This window comes from Agromyces sp. Marseille-Q5079 (assembly GCF_051016555.1).
Classification (GTDB): domain Bacteria; phylum Actinomycetota; class Actinomycetes; order Actinomycetales; family Microbacteriaceae; genus Agromyces.
Genome location: NZ_JBPEJF010000003.1, coordinates 434,099 through 445,305 on the forward strand (window position 1 = coordinate 434,099; position 11,207 = coordinate 445,305).

Consider the following 11,207-nt stretch of genomic DNA (forward strand, 5'->3'; position numbering starts at 1 on the left):
ATGCGCCGTGACAGATGAGGCGGGTTCACCGCCACCAGAACTGAAATCGCCGAAGCACTGGATCATCGGCGACCCGCTGCCGACCGAGAAGCTCGAGGGGCAGCTCCTTCCGAAGCACCTCGCGCTCCCGATCTTCGCGAGCGACCCGTTGAGCTCCGTGGCGTACGCGCCGCAGGAGCTCCTCATGATCCTGACGGTCGGCGGACTCGCGTTCCTGAGCTTCGCGCCGTGGGTCGCCCTGGCCGTCGTGGTGCTCCTCGTGACGGTGGTCGCGTCGTACCGCCAGCTGATCCGCGCCTACCCGTCGGGCGGCGGCGACTACGAGGTCGCCCACCGCAACCTCGGCGAGAAGGCCGGCCTCGTCGTGGCATCCGCCCTGCTCGTCGACTACGTGATGACCGTCGTGGTCTCGGTCGCGTCGGGCGTGGACAACATCATCTCGGCGATCCCCGAGCTCGACCCGTTCCGCGTCGAAATCGCGGTCGTCTTCGTCATCATCCTCGCGGCGGCCAACCTCCGCGGCGTCAGCGAGTCGTCGAAGGCGTTCGCGTTGCCGACGTACCTCTTCATCGGCAGCGTCTTCGTGATGATCGTCGTCGGGCTCACGCGCACGATGCTCGGCAACCCTCCGATCGCCGAATCGGCGCAGTACCAGGTCGACGCCGAATCCCTGACCCAGGCGGGCGTGATCCTGCTGCTGCTGCGCTCCTTCGCGAGCGGATGCTCCGCCCTGACGGGCGTCGAGGCCATTGCGAACGGCGTGCCTGCGTTCCGCCGCCCCAAGGTGCGCAACGCGCAGCGCACCCTCGTGCTCATGGGCGGCATCGCGATCATCCTGTTCGCCGGGCTCACCGCGCTCGCGCTCATCTCGCAGGTGCACTACGCCGAGGATCCATGCCATCTCATCGGCTGGGCGGAGTGCGCGACGGAGCCGCAGCAGAGCCTCATGGCCCAAGTCGCCGGCGCGACGTTCGGCGACTCCAGCGTGTTCTTCTACCTCATCCAGGCGACCACCGCGCTGGTGCTGCTGCTCGCGGCCAACACGGCGTTCAACGGCTTCCCGCTGCTCGGCTCGGTGCTGGCCCGCGACGGCTACGCCCCGAAGTCGCTCTCGACGCGCGGCGACCGCCTGATCTACTCGAACGGCGTCGTCATCCTGGCACTCGCGGCAACCGTGATCCTCGTGGTGTTCCAGGCGAACCTCACCGTGCTCATCCAGCTCTACATCATCGGCGTGTTCGTGTCGTTCACGCTCGGCCAGACCGGCATGGTGCGGCACTGGTTGCGCGAGCTCTCGAAGCAGCGGCATCCGGTGTCGAAGTCGCAGGCAGCCCGTCGCGCGCCCGAGGACGATCGCGCCCTCTCCCGGTCCGCGATGATGCGGGCGCTCGTGATCAATGCGATCGGCGCCGGCATGACCGCGGTCGTGCTCATCGTCGTCACCGTGACGAAGTTCACGCACGGCGCCTGGATCGTCTTCGTGATGATGCCGATCCTGTTCTTCCTCATGGTGGGCGTGAACCGCTACTACCGCGACGTCGAGCGCGAGATCGAGCCCGACCCGACGACCACGTTCGGCTCCAACGGCGACCACGCGATCGTGCTCGTCGGCCGCATGCAGAAGCCGACCCTGAAGGCGCTCGACTACGCGATCGCCGCCCGTCACAACTCCATCGAGGCCGTGCACGTCTCGATCGACGACGACGCGACGAAGCAGCTCAAGAAGGACTGGGTGAAGCAGAACATCCACGTGAAGCTGCGCATCCTGTCGTCGCCGTACAGGGATCTCAGCTACCCGCTGATCCAGTACATCAAGTCGCGGCGAGAGGAGCACGGCTCCGAGGTCGTCACGGTCTACATGCCGCAGTTCATCGTCGGCCACTGGTGGGAGGGCATCCTCCACAACCACAAGGCGCGCCGCATCCGCCAGAAGGTCATGCTCGTGCACGGCGTGACCGTCGCGCTCGTGCCCTGGCTGCTCGACTCGTCCGACATGATCTACGGCCGTCGCTCACGACCACTGCCCGGACAGGATCGACGCGGCGAACCGGTGCGACCGCTGCCGCGCCGCCCGGCCACGACCACCCCGACGAAGTCGAACAAGCCGTAGTCGCCGCGCCGGTGCAGGCAGCGGCGGTCTCGCCGTAGGCCGAGTCGCACGGCGAGGCACGGCGCCTCGACTCGACTCGACTCGCCTCGACGCGCCTGCGGCGTGCCCGTGCGATCGGGTCAGATCATCGCCATGATCTGGCGCGCGATCATGCGTCCGGCCCGGCTGGCCCCGATCGTCGACGCTTGGGGGCCATAGCCCGCGAGGAAGATGCGCGGGTCGTTCCACGACGCGCCCTGGCCGACCGTGACGCCGCCCGCCTTCTCGCGGAGGCGCAGCGGCGACAGGTGGCGCAGTTCGGGGCGGAAGCCGGTGGCCCAGATGATCGCGTCGGCGGCGACCTCGCCCGCGGGCGTGTCGCCGTCGCCGTCCCAGATCACGCGGTCGGCCGCGATGCGATCGAACATGGGCCGTGCGACGAGCAGTCCGCGCTCGATGCCCGCGGCGATGCGGCGGTTCTTCGGCACGCCGGTGCCGCTCACGATGGACGGCAGCGCACGCCCGGAGCGGGCGGCCTCGTCTTGCATGGCGACCGCGGCGGATGCCCCCTCGAGGTCGAGTTCCTGTCGGTCGAGCCAGTCGATCGGACGACGGGAGACCCAGGTGAGACCGGCCGCCACGCCCTCGAGTTCGAGCATGAAGCCGATCGCCGACGTGCCGCCACCGACGACGACGACATTCTTGCCGCGGAAGTCCTCGGCGTCGGCGAAGTCGGACGTGTGCACGTGCCGGCCGGCGAAGTCGGCCATGCCGGGGTAGTAGGGCACGAACGGCGAACCCCAGGTGCCGGTGGCGTTCACGAGGAACTGGGCCGCGAGCTCGTGGCGCGGGGTGGTCGGCTCGGGCTCCTGGAACGACTTGCGGCGGCGACCGAAGAAGCCCCGGGCCTGCTGCTCTTCAAGGGGCTGCGGGCTGAGGTCGTCGTAGCGCACGAGCAGGTCGGCGCCGTCGTTGGTGACCGAGCGCACGTCCATCGGCCGGCGGACCTCGAGCTGGAAGTGCTGCTCGAACCGCCCGTAGTAGTCGGCGACCACCTCGCGCGCGGGAAGCGCCCGGTCGGCCGTGTCGAAGCTCAGCCCGAGCTCGGACATGCCCGGCAGGTCGTTGACGCGATGCGCGGACCCGAGGCGGAGGGACGACCAGCGGTGCTGCCATGCTCCCCCGGGGCCTGGCGCACGGTCGAGCATGACGAAATCCTCGCCGGCGACGAGTTCGAAGCGCCGAAGGTAGTACGCGACGGAGAGGCCGGCCTGACCTGCGCCGATCACGACGATCTTCACGCGTTCGGGGCTCGACATCACCCCTCCATCGAACCACGTTCGGCTGTGCGCATGCCCAATGATGTGCGGGTTCCGACACCTGTGGACGACAGCATCGGCACCCTGCACGCGGTGCTAAACTGGCCGCCGGACAAAACTCATATCCAGAAGCGCCGGGTGAAGATCATTCCATCCGGCCAGACGTCGTAAGGGGGTCACGCATGGGGCGCGGCCGTCAGAAAGCCAAGCACACCAAGGTCGCTCGGGAGCTGAAGTACTTCAGCCCGAATACCGACTACACGGCGCTTGAGCGCGAACTCACGAGTTCGAACCATGACGATTACAGCGAAGAGGCTTCGAAGTGGGCGGAATACGCCGACGACGAAGACGACAGCTACGTCGCCGACGAAGAACCGCGCGAGCAACGCGAGCGCGCGTAGCCTGACCCGAGTTTCACCGACGCCGAGCTCGTCGACCCGCTGCGCCCCTCGAGGTCGCAGCGATTTCACGTGCAGCGGATGCCGCGGGTCACGCACGCCGTACGGGCCGCGAGCTGCGCGGCAGCCGGGTCACGGCCGGCCGGCTGCCAACCACGAGGCCGTGCGTTCGACGACCGACTCGAGCTCGTCGAGTGACGCACGCGGCGCGTTCGGCGTGATCGCGCGCAGGACGATCTCGTCGGCCGGAGCGCCACGGTCACCGCGATCGTCCGCGTACGCGGCGAGACCCGACGCGTCGTCGATCGTGGCGTCGACGGCCCGGAACCCGAGCCGTTCGAAGTTCGCCGCATACGCCGGCACGGCGGCGTACTTCGCCGACTCGGCCTCGAGGTTGGGTCGAGCCGACTCCTCGACGATCGTGCGCACGTAGAGCACCCCGCGCACGGCTCCCGGCTCGTCGCGGCCGGCTGCGGCGGCATCGGCGGCGAGTTCGTGCATCGCCGTGCCCGCGGAATCGGGCGTGAGCCAGTTGAGCAGGACTCCGTCGGCCTCCTCGGCGGCGAGGCGACGCATGCGAGGCCCGAGGGCGCCCACGACGACCGCGGCCGCGGTGCGCTCGCGCAGGGCGCGCACGGCGTCGCGGACGGGTCGGAGCGGGCGGGCCAGGCCCCCGGAGCCGATGCCGAGGCGCAGGCGTTCGGCGGGGATCCCGGCGAGGTCGAGCGTGTCGACGGGCCGGCGGTCGAGCGGGATGACCCCCGACGCGAGGCGCAGCGTCGTCGTGACGTCGGCGGCCGCGCGCAGCCCGGTGAGGGAATCCCCGCTCGGGACGTCGTTCAGCCACAGGGCGTCGAACCCGAGGCGCTCGATGCGCGGCGCGAGCACGCGCAGGACGTCGACGGGCGTCGTGCCCATCAGCCCGATCGAGATCGCCTGGGTCATGCGCACTGCCCGCTCAGGCCGAGTACGACCCGACGAGGCGCACGGCGCCGCCGTCGACGCCCTTGGCACCCTGCTCGAACCCGGTGAGGTCCCGCGCACCGATCGCGACCTCGCCGACCTGCCACGAGGGCAGCCCGAGGGCGCCGAGCGCCGCGACCACGTCGGACGCGGCATCCGCCGAGACGACCGCGAAGAAGCCGATGCCGAGGTTCCAGGTTCCCTCGGAGCTCTCGAGCGTCGACCCGGCGAGGGCGCTCAGCGAGCGGAACACGGGCGCGGGCGACCACGTTGAGCGGTCGACCTCGACCCAGGAGCCGAGCGGGAGCACGCGCGCGAGGTTCGCGGCGATGCCGCCGCCCGTGACGTGCGAGAGCGAGTGGACGGCCGAGCCGAGCCGCTCGTCGGCCAGGAGTTGCACGAGGGGGCCCGAGTACAGGCGGGTGGGCTCGAGCAGGGCCTCGCCCCACGTGGTTGCGAGGTCTGCCGCGGAGTCGGTGTAGGTCAGGCCGGCGTTCGCGAGGATGTGGCGCACGAGCGAGAAGCCGTTGGAGTGCAGGCCGCTCGACTCGATGGCGAGCACGACGTCGCCGTGACGCACGCGGTCGGCGCCGAGCAGGCGGTCGGCCTCGACCACGCCGACGGCCGCACCGGCGACGTCGTAGTCGTCGACGCCCATGAGGCCGGGGTGCTCGGCCGTCTCGCCGCCGACGAGCGCGGTGCCCGTCTCGGCGCACGCGCGCGCGATGCCCGTGACGATGGCGGCGATGCGGTCGGGTACGACCTTGCCGCACGCGATGTAGTCGGTCATGAAGAGCGGCGTCGCCCCGACCACGACGATGTCGTCGACGACCATGCCCACCAGGTCTTGACCGATCGTGTCGTGCTTGTCGAGCGCCTGCGCGATCGCGATCTTCGTTCCGACGCCGTCGGTGGAGGTCGCCAGCAGTGGACGCTCGTACTCCTTCGCGAACGAGAGGTCGAAGAGCCCCGCGAAGCCGCCGACGCCGCCGAGCACGTTCGGACCGTGCGTCGCGGCCACGGAGGCCTTCATGAGTTCGACGGCGAGGTCGCCTGCTGCGGTGTCGACTCCGGCAGCGGCGTAGGACGAGTTCGCGCTCACCCGTCAAGGGTACCCGCCGCGCGGCATGCGCGACGCCCCGATCGCGCGTCCATCCGGGCCGCGAGCCGGTTGCGCGCGTAGAATTCGGCCATGCAGCCGGGAGGCACACCGTCGTGGGTGATCCGAGAGAACGCGAGTCGGCCGGTGCTGCTCGCGTTGTACCTCCGCGCGGTCCTCGGCATCGCATCGCCCGTCGAACTGCCCCGCATCCGTGATGTCGGCAAGGTCGGGTCCGGACTCGCGATCGACCAGCAGGACCTGCTCGAACGGCAGTGGCGCGACTGGTGGGCGATGACCGTCGAGCCCGAGTCGCATCCGTCTCCGGTTCCGCTCGAGCTCGTCGACGCGTACGAGACCGAGGTCGCGCTGCCCGTCTCGGGCGCCGAGGTGCTCGCCGTCGCGATCGTGCCGCACGCCGAGGCCGCCCGCGGCTGGGCCGAGTGGTCGCAGTCCTCGTATCGCTCGGCGTCGGCCGCCAGGCGCGGCGACTCCTACCGCGCCTACGCCGGCACCATCGCCGAGCACGAGCGCGAGGTCGGCCGCCGTGCGCACTCGTTCGAGCTCAACGTCGAGGTGCTGCCGCTCGCCACGACCGGCGTGTGGTGGATCGGCGAGAAGACGGTCGCGGTCACGGACTCGCTGCGATCGGATGCCGCGGCGTTCGACGACGCGATCCACCCGATCATCGCCGAGCTGGCCTAGCCGGGAGCACGGGTCCGGCCTCCAGGGTCCGCGCCGTCGAGCCGAGCCGGTCGCCGGCAGCGCGCCGCATGCCAGACTCGAGGGCATGAGTATCTGGTACGGCGAGCCCTCGGTGGAGTGGGCGAACTCGCGTTGCGAGGGCACCGCGATCCGCGCGCTCGGCATCGAGATGATCGAGGTCACCGACGAGTCGCTGATCGGGCGGATGCCGGTGGACGGCCGCACCCGCCAGCCCGGCGGCGTGCTGCACGGCGGGGCATCCGTGCTGCTGGCCGAGACCCTGGCGAGCTGGGGCGCGAGCTTCACGGTCGACGCGGAGAAGTACTACTGCGTCGGCATGGAGATCAACGCGAACCACGTGCGCCCTGTGGCCGAGGGCTTCGTGCGCGGCGAGGCGCGCCCGATCAGCCGCGGTCGCACGACCCAGGTCTGGGACATCCGCATCACCGACGATGCGGGCAAGCTCGTGTGCGTGTCGCGCTGCACGATGGCCGTGCTGCCGGTCCCCTCGCAGTACTGACTGCCGAGCGCCCGCCTCAGCGCGCCGCGTCGATCGACGCGACGACCGCGGCGACGGCCTGCTCGAACCTGAGGTCGGGCGGTGCGCCGAAGCCGACGACCATGGTGGGACGGCGCCTCGAGGCGGTCTCCGCGTCGGCGGCATAGGCGGCCAGTCCGTCGAAGCGCAGGCCGCGTTCGGCCCCGGCCTCGACGACCGCCGCCTCGGCGATGCCGTGGGGCAACTCGAGCAGGCAGTGGATGCCGGCGGCGAGGCCGAGCACGCGTGCATCGGGCGCGCCTTCGGCGAGCATCGCCTCGAACCGTTCCCGGCGCGCCCGGTACCTCGTGCGCAGCGTTCGCACGCTCCGGTCGTACCCGCCCGAGGCGATGAGCACGGCCAGGGCCGACTGGGTGATCGCGTCGGTGGCCGCACCGGTGCGGCGCCGTTGCGCCAGCACGTCCTCGCGGAGCGAGGGCGGCAGGACGCCCCACCCGATGCCGACCGCCGGCGAGAGGGCCTTGCTGGCGGTGCCGCCGTACACGGTGGAGTCGGGCGCGAGGGACTGGAATGCGCCGATCGACCGCCCGTCGAACCGGAACTCGCCGTCGTAGTCGTCCTCGATCACGATGCCGCCGGTGGTGGCTGCCCACTCCGCGAGCGCGGAACGTCGCGATGACGAGAGCGGGACCCCCGTGGGGAACTGGTGGGCCGGAGTCAACAGCACCGCGTCGACGCCGGCATCGTGCAGGCGCTCGATCGCGGCCCCGTCGACGTCGACCTCGAGCGGCACGGGCTCGAGCCCGGCCGCCGCGAGCACGTCGCGGTGCGAGCCGTGCCCGTAGGCCTCGACCGCGATGCGACGGCCGCCACGCGCCGCGATGGCCCGGGCCACGAGGCCGAGCAGTTCGCCGAACCCGTGCGTCACGATCACGTCGTCGGCGTGCACGCGCACGCCTCGAGCACGAGCGAGGTACTCGGCGAGCGCGGTGCGCAGTGACGCGACCCCCTCGGGCGCGCCGTAGCCGAGCGACGTGCTCGACGCCGCGGCCAGGGCCTGCCGCATGGCGGCCAGCCAGGCCGAACGCGGGAACGCGGAGGCATCCGGCAGCCCGCCGCGAAGGTCCAGCTCGAACCGCGTCGACCGGTCGACACGGGCAAGCCGGCTCGGTACCGGACGCTCGCGCACCCAGGTGCCCGACCCGACCCGCGCCTCGAGGCGCCCTTCGCCGAGCAGCCGTTCGTAGACCTCGACGACGCTGTTGCGGGCGATGCCGAGGTCTGCGGCGAGCGCGCGACTCGCCGGCAGCCGAGTGCCGGCGGCGAGCGTGCCGTCGTCGATCACGGCGCGGAGCGCCTGCTCGAGGGAGCCGACCTTGCGGCGCGGGTCGAGCAGGACGTGCAGGTCCAATCCAGAATTGGCCCAGTCATCCGCCATGCGAATGGACGTTACCAGCGGGAGGCGCACTCCGTAGCGTGATTTCCATGACGACCACCGCCACCATCACCCCCGCCCGCCGCCTCGACGTCGACGGCGTCGCGCCCGCCTTCACCCGCGCCGTCAGCGCACTCGACGACGCGGCATCCGCCGAAGCCGACCGCGCCGGCATCGAGCAGGGACTCCGCGACCTGATGAAGCTGCGCGCCTCGCAGCTCAACGGTTGCGCGTACTGCGTCGACCTGCATTCGCACGACGCGCGCGAGGCCGGAGAGTCCGACCAGCGGATCTTCGCCGTCGCCGTGTGGCCCGAGGCCAACTTCTTCACCGCGCGCGAACGCGCCGCCCTCGCGCTCACCGACTCGGTGACCCGCCTGTCGGAGACGCACGTTCCCGACGCCGTCTGGAACGAGGCGTCCGCCCACTTCAGCGACGACGAACTCGCGGCCCTGCTCGCCCTGCTCGTCTCGATCAACGCCTGGAACGAGATCTCGGTCGCGACGCGCGGATGGCGGGCGAAACTGCGCGGCTGACGCGGTCGACGCTCAACTGAGCAGCAGCCCGCATCCAGTCGGCTCACACGCGCGCATGTGGGAGGATTGAACGTCCGCTCGGACGCATCCCCCCACCTTCGAGGAGCCATCGCTCGCATGTGCGGCATTGTCGGAATCGTCTCGACCGAACCCGTCAACCAGCAGGTCTACGACAGCCTGCTCCTCCTGCAGCATCGCGGGCAGGACTCGACCGGCATCGCCACCGCCGACGGGCCGGTGTTCCACATGGCGAAGGCCCGCGGGCAGGTGCGCGAGGCGTTCCGCACCCGCGACATGCGCTCGCTCATGGGCAACATCGGCCTCGGCCACGTGCGCTACACGACGAAGGGCGCCGCCGAGCGCGAGGAGGAGGCCCAGCCGTTCTACGTGAACGCGCCCTACGGCATCATCCTCGTGCACAACGGCAACCTCACGAACACGCGCGAGCTGAGCGAAGACCTCTTCCGCATCGACCGCCGCCACGTGAACTCCACGAGCGACACCGAGATGCTGCTGAACGTGCTGGCCACCGAGCTCCAGGGGCAGATCACCGGGTTCGACCTCGACCCCGACCAGGTCTTCACCGCCGTCGAGCAGGTGCACGAGCGCGTCGAGGGCTCCTACGCGGTCATCGCGCTCATCGCCGGGCACGGCCTGCTCGCGTTCCGCGACCCGTTCGGCATCCGCCCGCTGATCCTCGGCCGCCGCAGCACCGCGGCCGGCAAAGACGAGTGGATCGTGGCATCCGAATCGCTCGTGCTCGAGAACGGCGACTACGAGATCGTGCGCGACGTCGAGCCCGGCGAGGCGATCTTCATCACCCTCGACGGCGAGATGATCTCGAAGCAGTGCGCGCGCAACCCGCGCCTCGTGCCCTGCTCGTTCGAGTACGTCTACCTCGCCCGCCCCGACTCGGTCATGAACGGCATCTCGGTCTACGAGTCCCGGCTGCGCATGGGCGACCGGCTCGCCGACACGATCGCGCGGCACATGCCGCTCGGCGACGCCGACGTGGTCATGCCGATCCCCGACTCTTCGCGCCCCTCGGCCATGCAGGTCGCGCAGAAGCTCGGCATCGAGTACCGCGAGGGCTTCTACAAGAACCGCTACGTCGGCCGCACGTTCATCATGCCCGGGCAGTCGGAGCGCAAGCGCTCGGTGCGCCAGAAGCTGAACGCGATGGGCACCGAGTTCCGGGGCAAGAACATCCTCATCGTCGACGACTCGATCGTGCGCGGCACGACCTCGCAGCAGATCGTGCAGATGGCCCGCGACGCCGGCGCCAACAAGGTGACCTTCGCCTCGGCGGCACCCCCCGTGCGCTTCCCGCACGTCTACGGCATCAACATGCCGAGCCGTCAGGAGCTCATCGCCCACGGACGAAAGATCCCCGAGATCGCCGCCGAGCTCGGCGCCGACCACATGATCTACCAGGAGGTCGCCGACCTGCAGGCCGCGATCACCGAGGGCACCTCCATCGAGTCGCTCGACCTGTCGTGCTTCACGGGCGACTACGTCACCGGCACGGTCACCGAGGAGTACCTCTCCTGGGTGGAGCAGACGCAGCTGAGCTGATCCGCGCCCGGCACGCGGCATCCGGATGCCGCAGCGCCGACGACGCACGAAGGGCCGCCCTGTTCGCAGGGCGGCCCTTCGGCATGTGCAGGACGGGCTACGGCGTCTCGTCGACGCGGTGCGCGACCTCGTGCTCGACGGTGACCGAGGCGGTGCGCTTGGCCAGCGAACGGTCGAACGCGAGCGCGACCAGGGCGCCGATGCCGACGCCGATCGCCCCGCAGATGAGCAGCATGAAGCCGAAGACCTGGCCGCTGTCGATGCCCAGGTCCTGCTGGAGCGGGGTCGGGTTCGGCGAGAACGACAGCGTGAGCACGAGGGCGACCACCGCGCCGAGCGCGCCGCCGATGGTCATGAACCGCCCGTACTTGGGCGCCCGCCGCACGGTCACGGTGTCGCTCGTGACGTCGGTCTCGATGACGGACTCGACGACCGGCTCGGATGCCGCGACGGGCACGGGTGCGACGGCGGACTCGTTCGCCTCGGCGGGGTTGGGGGCTTCGCTCACCCCTCCATTGTCTCGCACCAGCCTGAGCGTCCGGCCATCTCCGAAGCGGGAGCGGGAACGCAGCGGGGCCGCCGATCCGGT

The 11,207-nt window shown here is 70.7% G+C and carries 12 protein-coding genes; 7 read left to right on the forward strand and 5 right to left on the reverse strand.

The features are described from left to right. The first annotated feature begins 61 nt into the window (after positions 1-61). Positions 62-2,110, forward strand: a complete 2,049-nt coding sequence (locus ACR3IO_RS09470; RefSeq protein ID WP_434071174.1) for an APC family permease — start codon at positions 62-64, stop codon at positions 2,108-2,110. A 119-nt stretch (positions 2,111-2,229) separates the two neighbouring features. Here the strand turns inward: ACR3IO_RS09470 and ACR3IO_RS09475 are convergent, their stop codons facing one another. After that, on the reverse strand, positions 2,230-3,408 hold the full coding sequence (locus ACR3IO_RS09475) for an NAD(P)-binding domain-containing protein (RefSeq protein WP_434070941.1): 1,179 nt from the start codon (positions 3,406-3,408) through the stop codon (positions 2,230-2,232). Positions 3,409-3,441: 33 nt separating this feature from the next. Between ACR3IO_RS09475 and ACR3IO_RS09480 the strand changes: the two genes are divergently transcribed. Both ACR3IO_RS09480 and ACR3IO_RS09485 read left to right on the forward strand, forming a co-directional pair. Beyond that, on the forward strand, positions 3,442-3,579 hold the full coding sequence (locus tag ACR3IO_RS09480) for a hypothetical protein (protein WP_434070942.1): 138 nt from the start codon (positions 3,442-3,444) through the stop codon (positions 3,577-3,579). 11 nt (positions 3,580-3,590) lie between these two features. After that, on the forward strand, positions 3,591-3,809 hold the full coding sequence (locus tag ACR3IO_RS09485) for a DUF3073 domain-containing protein (protein WP_434070943.1): 219 nt from the start codon (positions 3,591-3,593) through the stop codon (positions 3,807-3,809). 129 nt (positions 3,810-3,938) lie between these two features. Here ACR3IO_RS09485 and ACR3IO_RS09490 read toward each other — a convergent pair whose 3' ends face one another. Together ACR3IO_RS09490 and purM are read right to left on the reverse strand one after the other, a co-directional pair. Next, the gene (locus ACR3IO_RS09490; protein ID WP_434070944.1) at positions 3,939-4,751 is read right to left on the reverse strand and encodes an LLM class flavin-dependent oxidoreductase; all 813 of its coding nucleotides are present in this window, start codon (positions 4,749-4,751) and stop codon (positions 3,939-3,941) included. Positions 4,752-4,764: 13 nt separating this feature from the next. Further along, positions 4,765-5,871: a phosphoribosylformylglycinamidine cyclo-ligase gene (purM, locus tag ACR3IO_RS09495; RefSeq protein WP_434070945.1), complete on the reverse strand. Its 1,107-nt coding sequence runs from the start codon at positions 5,869-5,871 to the stop codon at positions 4,765-4,767. A 90-nt stretch (positions 5,872-5,961) separates the two neighbouring features. Here purM and ACR3IO_RS09500 point away from each other — a divergent pair, with 90 nt between their 5' ends. Both ACR3IO_RS09500 and ACR3IO_RS09505 read left to right on the forward strand, forming a co-directional pair. Beyond that, positions 5,962-6,573 carry a zinc-binding alcohol dehydrogenase gene (locus ACR3IO_RS09500; protein WP_434070946.1) on the forward strand — a complete coding sequence of 204 codons (612 nt, stop codon included), beginning with the start codon at positions 5,962-5,964 and terminating at the stop codon, positions 6,571-6,573. Between the two features lie 85 nt (positions 6,574-6,658). After that, complete coding sequence (locus tag ACR3IO_RS09505) at positions 6,659-7,093, forward strand: PaaI family thioesterase (protein ID WP_434070947.1); 435 nt, start codon at positions 6,659-6,661, stop codon at positions 7,091-7,093. Positions 7,094-7,109: 16 nt separating this feature from the next. Here ACR3IO_RS09505 and ACR3IO_RS09510 read toward each other — a convergent pair whose 3' ends face one another. Next, on the reverse strand, positions 7,110-8,510 hold the full coding sequence (locus tag ACR3IO_RS09510; RefSeq protein WP_434070948.1) for a PLP-dependent aminotransferase family protein: 1,401 nt from the start codon (positions 8,508-8,510) through the stop codon (positions 7,110-7,112). A gap of 47 nt (positions 8,511-8,557) precedes the next feature. Between ACR3IO_RS09510 and ACR3IO_RS09515 the strand changes: the two genes are divergently transcribed. Both ACR3IO_RS09515 and purF read left to right on the forward strand, forming a co-directional pair. Next, the gene (locus tag ACR3IO_RS09515; RefSeq protein ID WP_434070949.1) at positions 8,558-9,043 is read left to right on the forward strand and encodes a carboxymuconolactone decarboxylase family protein; all 486 of its coding nucleotides are present in this window, start codon (positions 8,558-8,560) and stop codon (positions 9,041-9,043) included. A 117-nt stretch (positions 9,044-9,160) separates the two neighbouring features. Continuing rightward, positions 9,161-10,618: an amidophosphoribosyltransferase gene (gene purF, locus ACR3IO_RS09520; protein WP_434070950.1), complete on the forward strand. Its 1,458-nt coding sequence runs from the start codon at positions 9,161-9,163 to the stop codon at positions 10,616-10,618. 97 nt (positions 10,619-10,715) lie between these two features. On the opposite strand, the gene ACR3IO_RS09525 is transcribed toward purF, so the two are convergent. Continuing rightward, positions 10,716-11,126, reverse strand: a complete 411-nt coding sequence (locus ACR3IO_RS09525) for a potassium transporter Trk (protein WP_434070951.1) — start codon at positions 11,124-11,126, stop codon at positions 10,716-10,718. Positions 11,127-11,207 lie beyond the last annotated feature (81 nt).

Excerpts from the sequence above, each read along its gene's own strand:
- ACR3IO_RS09475 (WP_434070941.1), bottom strand. The coding sequence starts at position 3,408 with ATGTCGAGCCCCGAACGCGTGAAGATCGTCGTGATCGGCGCAGGTCAG.
- ACR3IO_RS09480 (WP_434070942.1), top strand. The coding sequence starts at position 3,442 with ATGCCCAATGATGTGCGGGTTCCGACACCTGTGGACGACAGCATCGGC.
- ACR3IO_RS09485 (WP_434070943.1), top strand. The coding sequence starts at position 3,591 with ATGGGGCGCGGCCGTCAGAAAGCCAAGCACACCAAGGTCGCTCGGGAG.
- ACR3IO_RS09490 (WP_434070944.1), bottom strand. The coding sequence starts at position 4,751 with ATGACCCAGGCGATCTCGATCGGGCTGATGGGCACGACGCCCGTCGAC.
- ACR3IO_RS09500 (WP_434070946.1), top strand. The coding sequence starts at position 5,962 with ATGCAGCCGGGAGGCACACCGTCGTGGGTGATCCGAGAGAACGCGAGT.
- ACR3IO_RS09505 (WP_434070947.1), top strand. The coding sequence starts at position 6,659 with ATGAGTATCTGGTACGGCGAGCCCTCGGTGGAGTGGGCGAACTCGCGT.
- ACR3IO_RS09510 (WP_434070948.1), bottom strand. The coding sequence starts at position 8,510 with ATGGCGGATGACTGGGCCAATTCTGGATTGGACCTGCACGTCCTGCTC.
- ACR3IO_RS09515 (WP_434070949.1), top strand. The coding sequence starts at position 8,558 with ATGACGACCACCGCCACCATCACCCCCGCCCGCCGCCTCGACGTCGAC.
- purF (WP_434070950.1), top strand. The coding sequence starts at position 9,161 with ATGTGCGGCATTGTCGGAATCGTCTCGACCGAACCCGTCAACCAGCAG.